Source organism: Microbacterium sp. LWO14-1.2 (assembly GCF_038397715.1).
In the GTDB taxonomy this organism is placed as follows: domain Bacteria; phylum Actinomycetota; class Actinomycetes; order Actinomycetales; family Microbacteriaceae; genus Microbacterium.
Window position 1 is genome coordinate 835,805 of record NZ_CP151633.1, and the last position, 15,694, is coordinate 851,498.

The following is a 15,694-nucleotide window of genomic DNA, read 5'->3' on the forward strand; positions in this document are numbered from 1 at the left end:
GAAGAACATGACACTCGCCACGCGCGAACCCCGCACGAGCAAGGGCCGCACCAAGCTGCCGCCCGAACAGCCGTCGATCCCGCAGCGCCGCGGCGGCACCGGCGCGTACTGGATGTACCTGCTGCCCGGCTTCGTCCTGCTGCTGGTCGTCGTCATCGTGCCGCTGATCTGGAACGTGTACCTCACCTTCACGAAGTGGAAGGGCGTGCGCACGCCGGAGTTCATCGGACTCGAGAACTGGCAGAAGATCCTCACAGACAGCGACTTCTGGACCTCGTTCGGGAACTCCGTGTGGATGATCATCGCGATGGTGGTCGTCCCGACGATCGTCGGACTGGTCGTGGCCGCCCTGCTCTTCGACGTCGTCGGACGCAAGTTCGGCGGCAAGGTCGGCAGCTTCCTCCGCGCGACGTACTACCTCCCGCAGATCCTGCCCATCGCGGTCGCCGGCATCGTCATCGGATGGATCGTGCGGCCGGGCGGCGACGGCGCCCTCAACCAGATCCTCGGCGCCTTCGGCATCCCGTCCTACGACTGGCTCGGCCAGATGCCCTCCGCGCTGATCGTGCTCATGGTCGTCATGGTCTGGGTGCAGCTCGGCTACCCCGTGGTGGTGTTCATGGCCGCGCTGCAGCGCGTCGACCCCGAGCTGTACGAAGCGGCAGAGCTCGACGGCGCGAACTGGTTCCAGCGCTTCTCCGCCATCACCATGAGCATCATCCGTCCCGAGATCTTCGTCGTGACGCTCACCTGCACGATCGCCGCGCTCAAGGTCTTCGGCCCGGTCTACATCATCACGCGCGGCGGACCGGCCGGTTCGACTCTCGTGCCCGCGTACTACGCGTACCAGGAGTTCTTCACCAAGCGGAACGTCGGATACGGCGCGACCATCGCGACCGTGCTCACCATCGTCGTGGTCATCGTGTCGATCATCTTCATCCGGGTGCAGAACTCGCTCGAGCGCAAGGAAAGGGCGGGTCTGTGATGCACGCCACCACCGCCATCGTCACCGGCAAACCGACCAAGACCCGTCCCCGCGGCGGCATGACGAAGAAGCGCCCGGTCGACTGGCTGCTGCTCGCGCTCATCGTGATCGGTGCGCTGCTCGTGATCGCGCCGTTCTACCTCGTGCTCGTGAACTCGTTCAAGTCACCGGTCGACTACGCGACCTCCGGCCCCCTCGCGTTCCCCGAGAGCCTCGACTTCGGCGGGATCATCAAGTTCTGGGAGCGGGTGAACTTCCCCGAGAAGGTCTGGAACTCGATCTTCATCTCGGGCATCGTCGCCGTGCTGGCAGTCGTGATCTCGATGCTGAACGCCTTCGCGATCGGCATCGGACGCGTGCGCGGTCGCTCCTGGATCGTGCTGCTCTTCCTGCTCGCGAACCTGCTGCCCCAGGAGGCGCTGCTCTACCCGCTCTACTACATGTTCAAGTCCGTCGGGCTCTACGACAACGTGTGGTCGGTCATCATCGTGTTCACAGTGATCCAGGCGGCGTTCGGCACCTACCTGCTCTCGTCGGTCTACGGCACGTTCCCCAAGGAGGTGCTCGAAGCCGCGTCCCTCGACGGAGCCAACCGCTGGCAGATCCTCTGGCGCGTCGTGTTCCCGATCAGCCGCCCGACGCTGTCGGTGCTGCTCATCTTCTTCTTCATCTGGACGTGGAACGAGTTCCTCATCCCCCTGACGTTCCTCGCCTCGAACGCCAACCAGACCGTCCCGGTCGCGATCAGCGTGCTGCAGGGCGACCGGTTGATGGACGTCACCACCACGAGCGCGTCGGCCCTGCTGGGCATCATCCCCACGCTCATCTTCTTCCTCATCTTCCAGCGCACGCTGACACGCGGCATCACGGCAGGAGCAGTCAAGTAATGAAGTTCACCGACGGGTTCTGGCAGCTGCGTCCGGGCGTCACGGCGCTCTACGCGCAGGAGGCCTACGACATCGCCGAGACCTCCACCCCCGACGGTCCGGGCATCGTCGTCACCGCGCCGACCATGGTGATCGCCAAGCGAGGCGACACGCTCAACCGCCCGGTGCTCACGACGACGCTCTCCTCCCCCGCGGAAGGAGTCGTCCGCGTGCGCATCGCCCACCACGAGGGCGCGCAGTGGCACGGCGGCTTCGCGCTCACGGGCGCCGGTACGGGCTCGGCTCGGGTGTCGCTCGGCGACGCCGGCGGGTCCCTGGATGCCGGTGCGCTCGTCGCGCGCATCGCACCGGGGGCGCCGTGGGACCTCTCCTTCGAGATCGACGGACGGCGCGTCACGGGCAGCGGCCACAAGGCCCAGGGCTACGTGCGCCTCGCCCCCGACGCGCAGGTCGACGCGGGCATCGTCGACAACGCCCGTCAGGGCGGGTCTCCTGCGACCGCGACGGCATTCGTGCACGAGCAGCTCGACCTCGGCGTCGGTGAACTGGTGTACGGACTCGGCGAGCGCTTCGGCCCACTCGTCAAGAACGGCCAGTCGGTCGACATCTGGAACGCCGACGGCGGCACGTCCAGCGAGCAGGCCTACAAGAGCATCCCGTTCCACCTGTCGAACCGGGGCTACGGCGTGCTCGTGAACGATCCGGGCCACGTCTCGTACGAGATCGGCTCCGAGGCGGTCGAGCGCGTGCAGTTCTCGGTCTCCGGCGAGGTGCTGGAGTACTTCGTCATCGCCGGCCCCACCCCGAAGGACGTGCTCGGCCGCTACACCGCGCTCACGGGCCGCCCGCCCGTCGTGCCCGCCTGGTCGTACGGCCTGTGGCTGTCGACGAGCTTCACCACCGACTACGACGAGCAGACGGTCACGTCGTTCATCGACGAGATGGCGGCACGTGAACTGCCAGTGTCGGTGTTCCACTTCGACTGCTTCTGGATGCGCGAGTTCAACTGGTGCGACTTCGAGTGGGATCCCCGCGTGTTCCCCGACCCCGACGGGATGCTCGCGCGCCTGCACGAGAAGGACCTGCGCGTCTGCGTGTGGATCAACCCGTACATCGGTCAGCGCTCCCCCCTGTTCCGCGAGGCGGCCGACCAGGGCTTCCTCGTGCGCCGCCCCGACGGCTCGGTGTGGCAGTGGGACCTGTGGCAGGCCGGCATGGGACTCGTCGACTTCACGAACCCCGAGGCGACCGCCTGGTACCAGGCGCACCTGCGCCGTCTCGTCGAGCAGGGCGTCGACTGCTTCAAGACCGACTTCGGCGAGCGCATCCCCACCGAGGTCGTCTGGGCCGACGGCTCCGACCCCCTCCGCATGCACAACCTCTACACCGACCTGTACAACCGGGCCGTGCACGACGTGCTGACCGAGGCACGGGGCGCCGACGACGCCGTGCTCTTCGCCCGTTCCGCGACGGCGGGCGGCCAGAGCATGCCGGTGCACTGGGGCGGCGACTCCACGTCGACGTACGCGTCGATGGCGGAGACGCTGCGCGGCGGGCTCTCCCTCGCCCTCAGCGGCTTCGCTTTCTGGAGCCACGACATCGGCGGCTTCGAGGGCACGCCGGACGCCGGGGTGTTCAAGCGCTGGACGGCCTTCGGTCTGCTGGGCTCGCACTCGCGCTTCCACGGGTCGAGCTCGTACCGCGTGCCGTGGGCGTTCGACGACGAGGCCGTCGACGTGACCCGCCGGTTCACCCACCTGAAGATGCGGCTCATGCCGTACCTGTACCAGCAGGGACTGGATGCTGCCGCGACCGGCATCCCCCTGATGCGGCCCCTGCAGCTGGAGTTCCCCGAGGACCCAGCGGTCGGGTACCTCGACCGCCAGTACATGCTCGGGTCGAACCTGCTCGTCGCTCCGGTGTTCTCGGCCGACGGGTCGGTGGAGTTCTATCTGCCCGACGGCGAATGGACGTCGCTGCTCACGGGCGAGACGGTCACGGGGGGCGGATGGCGTCGCGAGACCCACGACTTCGACTCGCTGCCCCTGTACGTCCGCCCCGGCACCGCTCTGCCGTGGGGCGCGCGCACCGATCGCCCTGACTACGACTACCACGAGGGTCTCGAGGTGCGGGTGTTCCCCGGCGGCGAAGGGATCGTCGCGGTGACCGTGACCGCCCCCGACGGCGACCGCAGAACGTACGACGTCGACCTCGGCCAGGTGACGCGATGAGCCACGACACGAGGGGGCTCGGGCCGGCGGGCGACTACCGCGGCAGCGGCCTCGTGCTGCCCGAGGGTTTCGTGTTCGGCTCGGCGACCGCCTCGTACCAGATCGAGGGGGCAGCAGCCGAGGACGGCCGCACCCCCTCGATCTGGGACACGTTCAGCCGCACGCCGGGCAAGGTGTGGAACGGCGACACCGGCGACGTCGCCTGCGACCACTACCACCGCGTCGAGCAGGACCTCGACCTCATGGCCGACCTCGGGCTGCAGGCGTACCGGTTCTCGATCGCCTGGCCGCGCATCGTGCCCACGGCCTCGGGTGCCGTGAACCAGGCGGGCATCGACTTCTACTCGCGCCTCGTCGACGGTCTGCGCGACCGCGGCATCCGCCCGGTGGCGACGCTCTACCACTGGGACCTCCCCCAGTACCTGGAAGACGCCGGCGGCTGGACCGCCCGCGAGACGACGGACGCGTTCGAACGGTACGCCGAGGTCATGGGCGCAGCGCTCGGCGACCGCGTCGACACCTGGACCACGCTCAACGAGCCATGGTGCTCCGCCTACCTCGGATACGGGCAGGGCGGTCATGCGCCAGGGCGCCACGAACCGGCATCCGCTCTCGCCGCCGTGCACCACCTCAACCTCGCCCACGGTCGAGCGCTGCAGGCGCTCCGCGCCACCTCGACGGGCGACCCCGACTACTCCGTGACGCTGAACTTCCATGTGCTGCGCGGACAGGGCGACGGGGCGGCCGAGGCGATGCGACGGATCGACGCGCTCGCGAACCGCGCATTCACCGGTCCGATGCTGCGCGGCGAATACCCCTCCGACCTGCTCGCGGACACGGCCTCCGTGACCGACTGGTCGTTCGTCCGAGACGGCGACCTGGCGACCGTGCACCAGCCGATCGACGTGCTGGGCGTCAACTACTACTCCACCGCCACCGTGCGACTCTGGGACGGTGTGTCGGAGAAGCAGCAGAACGACGGCCACAAGGGCGCCGAGGGAGGCACCGCCTGGCCAGGCAGCGACCAGCTCGTCGAATTCGTCGAGCAGCCGGGCCCGTACACGGCCATGGGCTGGAACATCGCACCGGAGGGTCTCGAAGAGCTCCTCGTCTCACTCTCGCAGCAGTTCCCCGAGCAGGCGCTCATGGTCACCGAGAACGGCGCGGCGTTCGACGACGAGGTCGCCGACGACGGCAGCGTCCCCGACCCCGAGCGCACCGACTATCTGCGGAGGCACTTCACGGCCGCGCACCGAGCCCTGCAGCGAGGCGTCGACCTGCGCGGCTACTTCGTGTGGTCGCTCCTCGACAACTTCGAGTGGGGCTACGGCTACGCCAAGCGATTCGGCATCGTGCGCGTCGACTTCGACACGCTCGAACGCACCGTGAAGGACTCGGGACACTGGTACCGCGAACTCGTACGGTCGCGAATCATCCGGGAGTGAGGTGAGCCCGCGAGGGCACGTGGCGTGAGCGCGTGAGCGCGAGGGCGGCGGTGAGCGGGCCCCCACCGCGTGAGCGCGTGAGCGCGTGAGCGCGTGAGCGCGAGCGCGGCGGTGAGCGCGTCCCCCACCGCGTGAGCGCGTGAGCGCGAGCGCGGCGGTGAGCGCGTCCCCCACCGCGTGAGCGCCTCGACTAGCGCTTGTCGGGCCGCTGCTTCCGGTCGTTCCACGCGGCGAACGCGGAGGCGGCGGCTCCGGCCGCACGGTCGAAGGCCTCCGCCGACCGCGAGATCATGTCCTGCGCGGCATCCTGCCAGGTCGGCGCCGCAGGGGCTTCCCCGGCCTGCACCCGCGCCGCGTGCTCCGCCGCCTCGAACGCCCGCTCCAGATCGGCGACCGCGTCGCGATAGGCGGCGAACTCCGCCGGCGTCGTGACCTTCCCGCCCGCAGCGCGGCGCGCGTCGACCGCGGCGCCCGCCGCCCGCAGGTAGGCCGCCGTCTCGGGCTGCTTGACGTCGGTCATCGCCGGATAGGCGATCTGCAGCGACGCATCCGTCTCGTACCGCATCCACCGCGCGGTGATCGCCTCGTGCTCGGCCTGCAGCCGCTCGAGCGGTCGAGGAGCGGATGCCGCGGGCAACGCCGCCCGCGCAGCGCTGAGCCGCACCTGCTTGGCTCGGACGTCGGCCGCAGCGGCCTTCGCGTCGTTCTCCTTCTCGCGCAGCATCCGTTTGGCTCCGGCGACCTGCTCGGGCGTCGCCCGCCGCGCGCTGCGCTCGGCCGAGACGCGCGCGTACTCGGCCCTGGCCAGTCGGGCGGCCATGCGACGTTCGGTCGCGAGCTGCTGCGCCTGTCTGAGGTCGTGCCGCGCGGCGTCGACCGCGAGCCGGCGTCCGCTCTTCATGCTCCGCCTCCGCATCCCGATGCCTCCCGCGGCGACTCCTCCGGCCGCGACGGGCGCGATCCACCACCACTCGATGAGCAGCAGCGGATCCATGCTTCGATGCTACCCAGTGCCCACGACTCTGTCCCCCGCCTGCCCCCTGCCCTTCCTGCCCCTGCCCCTAACCTCCTGCCCCTGCCCCTCCCCTCCTGCCCCTGCCCGTGCCCTCCTGCCCCTGCCCTCCTGCCCCGCAACTTCTGCGGCCTTTGCCACCTTGTGCGGCCATCACGGAGGCCTGTGGCCGCAGAAGTTCGCCGTGGCCGCAGAAGGTGACGCGCTCATCCCTTCTGCACACCGCGGGCCAGCGCCCGATTCTCCCCCGATCGGGTTGCGGGCGGCATTCCCGGGGGCATCGACGCCGCATCCTTGGTCGATGGACCTGACCGCATGGCTCGCCGCGCACGGCGGTATCGCTCACCGATCGGATGCCGCAGCGCACGGCTTCTCGCCTCGCCACGTGCGGGCGGCGATCCGGGCGGGTGATGTGCGGCGCATACGAGCGCAATGGGTGGCGCTCGATTCCGCGCCCGACGACCTCACCGCGGCCGCCGCCGCATCCGGCCGGCTGACCTGCGTCTCGCTCGCCCGGCGCCGCGGATGGTGGATGCCCGATCGCGTGGATGCCGGACTGCACCTCCAGGTCGGTGCGAACGCGCATCGGCATCGCGACGATGCGAGGCTGCACTGGGGCGCGCCGCTCATCGATCGCGGCGCCCGAGAACTCACGGCCTCCGTCGAAGACGCGTTGGCGCATATCGCGGTGTGCTGCTCCCACGAAGAGGCTCGGGTGATCTGGGAGTCGGCGATCCGTGTGGAGGGCCTCGACGTCGAGGCCCTCCGGCTCGTGCGGTGGCGCGACCAGCGCTCGCGCGGTCTCGCCGACGAGGTCGTCGGGTTGTCCGATTCCGGTCTCGAGACCATCGTCGTCGTGCGACTCAGCGGGTGGGGCGTACCGGTGCGGCAGCAAGTGCGGCTGGCAGGAAGACGAGTGGACATCGTGATCGGCTCGCACCTGGTGATCCAGATCGACGGGTACGCGCACCACTCGTCGTCGGCGCAGCGTGGTTCCGACGTCGCCCACGATGCGGAACTGAGACTCCGCGGCTACACGGTGCTGCGGTTCACCTTCGGCCAGATCGTGCACGACTGGCCGAAGGTGGAGCGCACTCTGCAGGCCGCCATCGCGCGCGGCCTGCACCTGCCGCCCGGACGTCGCACCTGACAGGAGCATGTTCTGCGGCCATGAGCGACTTCTGCGGCCACGACGCAGGGTCGCGGCCGCAGAAGGCGACAAGGGCCGCAGAAGTTGCGCGCACCCGAGGGCGTGCGCGCACTCTGCGAGCTAGACGAGGGTCTCCTGCCAGGCCGCGTGCAGCTGCGCGAACTTGCCCGTGCCGCCGATGAGCGCGTCGGGGCTGTCATCCTCGATGATGCGGCCGTGCTCCATGACCAGCACCCGATCGGCGATCGCGACCGTCGACAGGCGGTGCGCGATGATGATGGCCGTGCGGTCCTTGAGCAGCGTCTGCAGGGCATCCTGGATCAGACGCTCCGACGGGATGTCGAGCGACGCCGTCGCCTCGTCGAGGATCAGCACCGAGGGGTCGGCGAGGAACGCGCGCGCGAACGAGATGAGCTGCCGCTGTCCCGCCGACACCCGACCGCCGCGCTTGTTCACGTCGGTGTTGTAGCCGTCGGGCAGCGACGAGATGAACTCGTCGGCGCCGACCGCACGGGCCGCGGCACGGATCTCGTCGAGCGATGCGTCGGGCTTGCCCAGCGCGATGTTGTCGGCCACCGTCCCGCTGAAGAGGTACGCCTCCTGCGTGACCATGACGATCGCACGCCGCAGATCCTTCGGGTGCAGGTCGCGCAGGTCGACGCCGTCGAGCGTGACCGTGCCGAGCGACGGATCGTAGAACCGCGAGATCAGCTTGGCCAGCGTCGACTTGCCCGCACCCGTCGTGCCGACGAGCGCGATGGTCTGCCCCGCGGGGATGTCGAGGGTGAAGTTCGGCAGGATCGTCTTCTCGCCGTTGTACCCGAAGGTGACCTCGTCGAACCGCACGTGTCCGCGTGACTCCCACAGGTCGACCGGCTTCTCGGGGTCGGGCACCGTCGGCACCTCTTCGAGGACGCCCGACACCTTCTCGAGTGCAGCCGTCGCCGACTGGTACGAGTTGAGGAACATCGCGATCTCCTGCATGGGCGCGAAGAAGTTGCGCACGTACAGCACTGCCGACAGCAGCACGCCGACGGTGAGCGCGTCGGCCGACACCCGGATGCCGCCCCACAGCACGACGATGCCGAGCACGAGCGCCGCGACGCCCATGAGCCCGGGCTCGAAGGTGCCGAACAGCAGCATCGAGCGACGGTTGACGTCTCGGTACTCACCGGCGATCTGCTGGAACGAGTCGTCGTTGCGGCGTTCCTTCCGGAACGCCTTGACCGCGCGGATGCCCGTCATGGTCTCGACGAACTGCACGATGACCTTCGCGCTGATGACGCGCGACTCCCGGTACACGAGCTGCGATCGCGAGTAGAACCACCGCATCAGGAAGAACAGCGGGATACCGCCGATAGCGAGGATCAGTCCCGACTGCCAGTCCCACACGCACAGGGCGATGAACGTGAACAGGCCGAACAGGACTCCGGAGACGAGCTCGTTGAGACCGCCGTCGAGCAGCTCGCGGATCGAGTCCAGGTCGCTCGTCTGCCGCGAGATGATGCGCCCGGACGTGTACGACTCGTGGAACTCGAGGCTGAGACGCTGGGTGTGCAGGAAGATCCGCTTGCGGAGGTCGAGCAGCACCGCCTGGGTCAGCTTCGCCGCGATGATCACGTACCAGGCGATCATGGCCGCGGCGACGGCACCCGCGAGCAGGTAGACGCCGCCGATCATGAACGTCGGCATCCAGTCGGCGCGCTCGATCACGGCGGGCAGGGCGCGGTCCAGGCCGATGCTGATCAGGATGGGTCCCGACACCTGCAGCGCGGTGGAGATCACGAGCACGACCGCGGCGAGCACGATCTGCGGCTTCAGCGGGCGCACGAGCGACCCGAGCAGGCGCAGCGATCTGCGGCGGATCGCCCTGCTCTCCTCGCGTGTGTAGCGGGAGCGGTCCTCGTCCTGGGTTCCGGTGATCGCGGAGCTCATCGCTGCACCTCCTTCTCGGTGAACAGGTCTTCGTCGTCGGGGGTCTCCTCGCGGATGCCCTCGCGCACGGCATCCTCGATCTCGTCCTGCTCGTCGCGGATGATCGGGATCGCGCCGGTGCGCGCGGCCTCCTCGGCCTCGAGGCTCGAGATGACGTGCCGGTAGTGACTGCTCGACTTCAGCAGCTCGGAGTGCGTGCCGACCGCCGTGACGCGCCCTGCCTCGAGCAGGGCGACCCGGTCGGCGAGCGCCACCGTCGAGGGACGGTGCGCGACGATCAGCGCCGTCGTGTCGGCCAGTACGTGGCGCAGCGCCTCTTCGACGAGTGCTTCGGTGTCGACGTCGAGCGCCGACAGCGGGTCGTCGAGCACGAGGACCTTGGGCTTCGCGGCGACGGCACGGGCGAGGGCGAGTCGCTGACGCTGCCCACCGGACAGGCTCAGCCCCTCCTCGCCGATGATCGTCTCGACGCCCTCGGGGAGCGTGTCGACGAACGACGCCTGTGCGACCTCGAGCGCTTCGCGCAGCACCCGCTCGGCCTCGTCGCTGTGCACGTCGAGGTCGGCGCGACCGAGCAGAACGTTCTCCCGCACGGATGCCGAGAACAGCGTGGCATCCTCGAAGGCCATCGCGATGTGCTGACGCAGCTCCGCGAGCGGCAGGTCGCGCACATCGACGCCGTCGAGGGTCACGCGGCCGCCTGTCACGTCGTACAGACGCGTCGGGAGGGTCGTGAGGGTCGTCTTGCCGCTGCCGGTCAGGCCGACGAGCGCCATGGTCTCGCCCGGCCGGAGCACGAGGTCGATGCCGTCGAGCAGGTCGCGCTCGTGCGCCCCTGCGTCTTGGTAGCGGAAGTGCGCACCGTCGAAGGCGAGCTCGCCGCGCGGGTTCTCGATGTGCACCGGGTTCTCGGGATCGGTGATCGTGTTGATCTCGGCGTAGATGTCGAACACGCGGTCCGTCGCCGTGCGCGCGTCGAGCATGAACGAGAACAGGAACCCGATCGACTCGATGGGCCACCGCAGCACGGTCGCCATGGCGAAGAACGCGAACAGCTCGGGCAGCTCGATGGCGCCCTGCGAGATCAGCCAGATGCCCGACATGAGGCTCAGACCGAACGCGATCTGCGGCATGAGGTCGAGCCAGAACCAGATCGACGAGATCGCTCCGGCCTTGCTCATCTCGGTCTCGCGCAGCGTCTCGGCCTGGCGGCTGAACCGACGGAGGGCGTGCTTGCCGCGCCCGAACGCCTTGAGCACGCGGATGCCGTGCACGCTCTCCTCGACGCTGGTGGCGAGGTCGCCGGCCTGGTCCTGGCTGCGCCGGGTGAGGGCGCCGTAGCGCTTCTCGAACAGGTAGCCGCGGATCCAGAGTGGGATGGCCGTGACGATGAAGATCGTGCCCAGCAGCCAGTGCCAGCGGAAGAGCAGCACGGCGCCGATGATGATGGTCAGGACGTTGACGACGAGCAGCACGAGACCGAACGCGAGCCAGCGGCGGATCAGGCCGATGTCCTGCATCATGCGGCTCAGGAGCTGACCCGACTGCCAGCGGTCGTGGAACGCGACGGGCAGCGTCTGCAGCCGCGAGTACAGCTCGGTGCGCATCTTGTACTCGACCTGCGTGGCGGGATTGAGCACGAACTGGCGGCGCAGCCACACCATGAGCGCCTCGCCGAGGGCGAGGCCGAACACGGCGAGCGCACCCCAGACGATGGCGTCGATGGCTCCGGTCTGCACCGGCCCGCGGATGATCTGCTCGAGAACGATCGGGATCATCAGGGCGATGACGGCGGCGGCGAGCGCGCTGAGGGCGCCGCCCGCGAGCCGCCAGAGGACGGGCTTCACGAACGGCTTGAGCCGCCACAGGGCTGCCGGTGTGGAGAGGGATGACGACGGTGAGCTGTTCGACGATGAAGGCGAGGAAGACATGTCTCTCAGACGAGTTTCGTATGGAAAGCGGTTACTGAACGGGGGCGGGCGCGGAGAAGACTCTCGGAGTCCGGCGTCCGAAGCGATGGAGTCGCGATGCGGCTCCGAGTGGGCTCTAGCGGAGCGGACGCGCCGGGGTCGAGCCGTGAGCGGCGATCGGCGCAGTGACGATCGATGTCATGATGTCCTCCTCAGGGGCTCGGCGGTGTCGTCCGGTCGGCGCGACAGCCCACCAGCCTATTCCTGAGAACCAGCTGAGCGCAAGAGAGATTCCCGATCCGCAGAAAGAGGTCGGCGCCTCTCCTCTCGCGCGGGAGCCGGTCAGACGGCGGCCTCGCGGGCGAGCAGGCTCTGCTTCACGGGCAGACCCCAGGCGAATCCGCCGAGGGTTCCATCGGTGCGCAGGACGCGGTGGCACGGCACGAACAGCGCCGGAGCGTTCCTGGCGCAGATCGAGGCGGCGGCCCGCACGGCCTGGGGATTGCCGAGACGAGCGGCGAACGACGTGTACGTCAGCGGCTCCCCCGGGGCGATCGCCCGCAGTGCCGCCCACCCGAGCTGCTGCAGCGCGGTCCCGTGCTGCGACACCGCCACGGCGTCGATCGCCGTCACGTCGCCGGCGTAGTACGCGTGCGCGGCCGCTGCGGCATCCGTCTCGCCGTCTCGCACGTCGACGGGGCGGTGCGCGGCCGGGAGGCGGAAGAAGGTGGCCTCGCGATCCGCGGTCCAGCCGGAAGCGAGCACGCGCTGCTGCTCGTCGGCGAGGATCGTGAACGGCCCGTCGGGAGTGTCGATGGTCTGGATGAGGGCGGTCATGAGGACTCCTTTACAGGGGACGGGACGCTCGCAGAGCGCGGGAGGCTCGCGGGAGGCGGCGTGTTCGAGGAAGGTGACGCAGCTGGGACAGACGGCACGGCTGGGACACGCACGCGCTGGGGGCGCACCGGGGCTGCGCGCCACAGGTGTGCGCTGAGGTAGCTGCGCCAGGGCGCGACGCGCTCCGCCCACGCCACGAGCGGGCGGGGTTCGGCGGGCAGTCCCGCGGCGGCTGCACCGGCACGCAGCGCGACGTCGCCGGGAAGCATCACGTCGGGGTCGCCGAGCACCCGCATCCGTACGTAGTCGGCCGTCCACGGCCCGATGCCGGGCATCGCGAGCAGCGCCGCGCGCTGCTCGCCGGCATCGTCGCCGACCGTGAGCTGCAGCGATCCGTCGGCGAGAGCCTCGGCCGCTCCCACGATCGATCTGATGCGTGCGGCGGGCCCGCGCAGCACGTCGGCGCCATGCTCGGCGATCGCCGCCATGGTCGGGAACAGGATGCCGCCCTCGATGCGCTCGCCCAGCGCCTCGGTCAGCGCGGTCAGCGCCGTGCGCGCGGCGACCACCGTGATCTGCTGCCCCACCATCGCCCTGATCAGCATCTCGTGCGGGTCGGCGGAGCCGGGCACCCGGATCCCCGGCGTGCGCGCCACGAGAGGGGCGAGTTCGGGGTGCGCGCTCAGCGCCTCGTCGATCGCGAGCGGATCGGCGTCCAGGTCGAAGAGGCGCCGGGCCGTCGAGACGAGCGGTGCGAGGTCTCCCAGCTGGGTGACGCGCGTGCGCAGGTGCAGCCGCTCATCGGCATCCCGATGCACCTCGAACCAGGCCGGTCCGCCGACCATCCGCAGGTGCCGGGAGAACGAGGACTCCCCTGCCTCCTCCGCACCGGGGATCGCGCGAGCCGCCATCCATTCGAAGATGCCCGACGAGTCCAGCGGACCGCGATACGGCAGGATCAGGTCGATGGACCCCGGCGCGGCGGTGATGCTCCCCCGCCGCCGAGCACGCAGCTCGCCCGGTGTCAGACCGAAGACCTCGCGGATCGTGTCGTTGCACTGTCGGATGCTCGCGAAGCCCGCCGAGAACGCGACGTCGGACACCGGCAGGCTGGTGCCGACGAGCAGCATGCGCGCGGTATGAGCCCGATGCGCTCTGGCCAGTGCAAGCGGCCCGGCGCCGAGCTCGGCCGACAGCAGACGCGTGAGGTGCCTGGTCGAGTACCCGAGGCGCTGCGCGAGGCCCGAGACACCCTCGCGCTCGACGACTCCGGAGGAGATCAGGCGCATGGCCCGCGCGGCGACATCGCTGCGCACGTTCCACGCGGGCGAGCCGGGCGCTGCCTCCGGCAGACACCGTTTGCAGGCACGGTAGCCCGCTTCGTGGGCAGCCGCGCTGGTCGGATAGAACGTGACGTTCGCCGGCTTCGGCGTGCGGGCGGGACAGCTCGGTCGGCAGTAGATTCCGGTCGTGCGCACCGCCGTGACGAACTGGCCGTCGAAGCGGGTGTCGCGCGCGCTGATCGCGCGATACCGCTCGTCGAAGTCGATCACGGGGAAGCTCATGCCTCCACTCTGTCACGCGCCTCCGACATCGGCTGGCGGAAATCGGACACGGCTGTGGACGGCGGCCGAGGCCCCAGAACACACCGAAGACCCCGGCCCGCTGACGTCAGCGGGCCGGGGTCCGGATGCGAGCCGGGGTCGAGGCGAGAGCGTCAGACCGCGTCGGAGACGGCGCGGATCTCCTCGTCCGGGTGGTCCTGCGCATAGCGAGGACCGGCCTCGCCATTGCGCAGCCGACGCCGCAGCACCAGCAGCCACCAGACCAGGGCCAGCGCCATGATGCCGGCGAAGACGTAGGCGTTGCCCGCGAACGGCGGGAGGAAGACGAGCGCGAGGTCCACCCCGGCGAAGACGACGACGCCGATCACGAGCAGCGGGATCCTGGCCCGCCCGAGATCGAACGCGCCCTTCTCCGGCGCGGGCATGCGTCCCCGCACGGCCGCGATGAGCAGGCCGATGGTCTGCAGCAGGTACGTCGTGAAGAACGCCAGCGTCGCGATCCCGAGGAAGTAGTTGAACGCCTGCGGGCTGACGAGCGCCGACAGCAGCAGCAGCACCGACACGACGCCGAGGGTGATGACCGAGGTCGACGGCGTCTTGCGCTTGGGCGCGACGTGCCGCAGCGTCCGGGAGAACGGCATCATGTTGTCGCGCGACAGCGAGTAGAGCAGGCGGGTGCCGACGAGCACGTTCGACAGCAGGCAGACGAGGATGTTCGTGAGTGCGATCGCGATCACGATCCGGGCGACCACGGGGCCGAGCTGCTGACTGATGATCTCCTCGATCGGCGCGCTGGATCCGGCCACGGCATCCGCGTCCTTGATCGCCAGCACGTAGACCAGATACATGGCGAACTCGATGACGCACGAGACCGCGAAGGCGTAGAACATCGTGCGCGGGATGACACGGCGGGCGTCCTTCGTCTCCTCGGCGACATCGGCGACGGCCTCGACGCCCACCAGACCGAAGAACGGCCCGAGCGCGGCGGTGAACCAGGCGACGATGTACGGCACGGTCTCGTCGGGGCTCTTGCCGACGAAGAGCGACGAGAACGGCTGGGCGTTCTCGGGCGCGAAGATGAGCACGAGCGCGATGATGAGCGTCACGACGACGGTGACGACCAGCTCGAGCCCGACGCCGATGTTGTTGATGAACGTGGCAAGACGCACCTTGTAGGCGTTGATGAGCACGCACACCACGACCACGGCCACCGCGATGAGGATCTGTTCGCGCTGTTCGAGCTCCCACCCGAACACGCTGCCGAGATACCCCGCGAAGATGTAACCGAGGCTCGTCATGCCGCTGATCCAGCCGATCAGCGCGCAGAAGCCCGTGAACCAGCCGAAGGTCGACCCGTTGAGTCGGCTCGTCCACTGGTACGCGTACCCGGCGAGCGGGATCTTGCCTGCGACGTCCGCGGCGATCAGCGTCCAGATGAGGAACACGGGGATGGCGAGGAAGAGCGTCCAGATGAACGGGGCGCCCGCGTTGAGGTAGCCGGCCGAGAAGCCGGTGAAGACGGCGGTCGTCGCGCTGATCGTCGAGAAGCCGATCGCGAACGACGCGATGCGGCCGACCGACCGGTCGAGCTTCTGCGAGTAGCCGAACTCGGCGAGGCGGGCGTCCTCGTCCTCGTCCGATCGACGCGGCGGCGGTGTCAGCGATGTGACCGGCGGGTCCTGCGGTGTTCGGGAATCGACCATGGGGCTCTCCTAGCGTCCTTGCTGAGGTCGTGGG

General features: G+C 69.4%; 11 protein-coding genes. 5 read left to right on the top strand and 6 right to left on the bottom strand.

From position 1 onward, the window contains the following. Window positions 1-7: 7 nt before the first annotated feature. From MRBLWO14_RS04030 to MRBLWO14_RS04045, 4 genes are read left to right on the top strand one after another with little or no spacing between them, the layout of a single operon-like run. Window positions 8-985 carry a sugar ABC transporter permease gene (locus MRBLWO14_RS04030; RefSeq protein WP_341935178.1) on the top strand — a complete coding sequence of 326 codons (978 nt, stop codon included), beginning with the start codon at window positions 8-10 and terminating at the stop codon, window positions 983-985. Beyond that, window positions 985-1,872, top strand: a complete 888-nt coding sequence (locus MRBLWO14_RS04035) for a carbohydrate ABC transporter permease (protein ID WP_341935179.1) — start codon at window positions 985-987, stop codon at window positions 1,870-1,872. The genes MRBLWO14_RS04030 and MRBLWO14_RS04035 overlap by 1 nt, the downstream gene beginning before the upstream one ends. Continuing rightward, window positions 1,872-4,103 carry an alpha-xylosidase gene (gene yicI, locus MRBLWO14_RS04040; protein WP_341935180.1) on the top strand — a complete coding sequence of 744 codons (2,232 nt, stop codon included), beginning with the start codon at window positions 1,872-1,874 and terminating at the stop codon, window positions 4,101-4,103. Before MRBLWO14_RS04035 ends, yicI begins: the two co-directional genes overlap by 1 nt. Continuing rightward, window positions 4,100-5,548, top strand: coding sequence for a GH1 family beta-glucosidase (locus tag MRBLWO14_RS04045; RefSeq protein ID WP_341935181.1), 1,449 nt, complete (start codon window positions 4,100-4,102; stop codon window positions 5,546-5,548). Before yicI ends, MRBLWO14_RS04045 begins: the two co-directional genes overlap by 4 nt. Before the next feature lie 190 nt (window positions 5,549-5,738). Here the strand turns inward: MRBLWO14_RS04045 and MRBLWO14_RS04050 are convergent, their stop codons facing one another. Next, window positions 5,739-6,542 (bottom strand): hypothetical protein, encoded by an 804-nt coding sequence (locus MRBLWO14_RS04050; protein ID WP_341935182.1) that lies wholly within the window; start codon window positions 6,540-6,542, stop codon window positions 5,739-5,741. Window positions 6,543-6,861: 319 nt separating this feature from the next. Between MRBLWO14_RS04050 and MRBLWO14_RS04055 the strand changes: the two genes are divergently transcribed. Next, window positions 6,862-7,710, top strand: a complete 849-nt coding sequence (locus tag MRBLWO14_RS04055; RefSeq protein WP_341935183.1) for a type IV toxin-antitoxin system AbiEi family antitoxin domain-containing protein — start codon at window positions 6,862-6,864, stop codon at window positions 7,708-7,710. 120 nt (window positions 7,711-7,830) lie between these two features. On the opposite strand, the gene MRBLWO14_RS04060 is transcribed toward MRBLWO14_RS04055, so the two are convergent. The 5 genes from MRBLWO14_RS04060 to MRBLWO14_RS04080 all read right to left on the bottom strand — a co-directional run bounded on the left by MRBLWO14_RS04060 (window position 7,831) and on the right by MRBLWO14_RS04080 (window position 15,660). Then, window positions 7,831-9,645: an ABC transporter ATP-binding protein gene (locus MRBLWO14_RS04060; RefSeq protein WP_341935184.1), complete on the bottom strand. Its 1,815-nt coding sequence runs from the start codon at window positions 9,643-9,645 to the stop codon at window positions 7,831-7,833. After that, window positions 9,642-11,576, bottom strand: coding sequence for an ABC transporter ATP-binding protein (locus MRBLWO14_RS04065; protein WP_341935185.1), 1,935 nt, complete (start codon window positions 11,574-11,576; stop codon window positions 9,642-9,644). Before MRBLWO14_RS04065 ends, MRBLWO14_RS04060 begins: the two co-directional genes overlap by 4 nt. A gap of 321 nt (window positions 11,577-11,897) precedes the next feature. Further along, window positions 11,898-12,392: a methylated-DNA--[protein]-cysteine S-methyltransferase gene (locus MRBLWO14_RS04070; protein ID WP_341935186.1), complete on the bottom strand. Its 495-nt coding sequence runs from the start codon at window positions 12,390-12,392 to the stop codon at window positions 11,898-11,900. Beyond that, window positions 12,389-13,957, bottom strand: coding sequence for an Ada metal-binding domain-containing protein (locus tag MRBLWO14_RS04075; RefSeq protein ID WP_341935187.1), 1,569 nt, complete (start codon window positions 13,955-13,957; stop codon window positions 12,389-12,391). Before MRBLWO14_RS04075 ends, MRBLWO14_RS04070 begins: the two co-directional genes overlap by 4 nt. Before the next feature lie 152 nt (window positions 13,958-14,109). Next, window positions 14,110-15,660 carry an amino acid permease gene (locus tag MRBLWO14_RS04080; protein WP_341935188.1) on the bottom strand — a complete coding sequence of 517 codons (1,551 nt, stop codon included), beginning with the start codon at window positions 15,658-15,660 and terminating at the stop codon, window positions 14,110-14,112. Window positions 15,661-15,694: the final 34 nt, after the last annotated feature.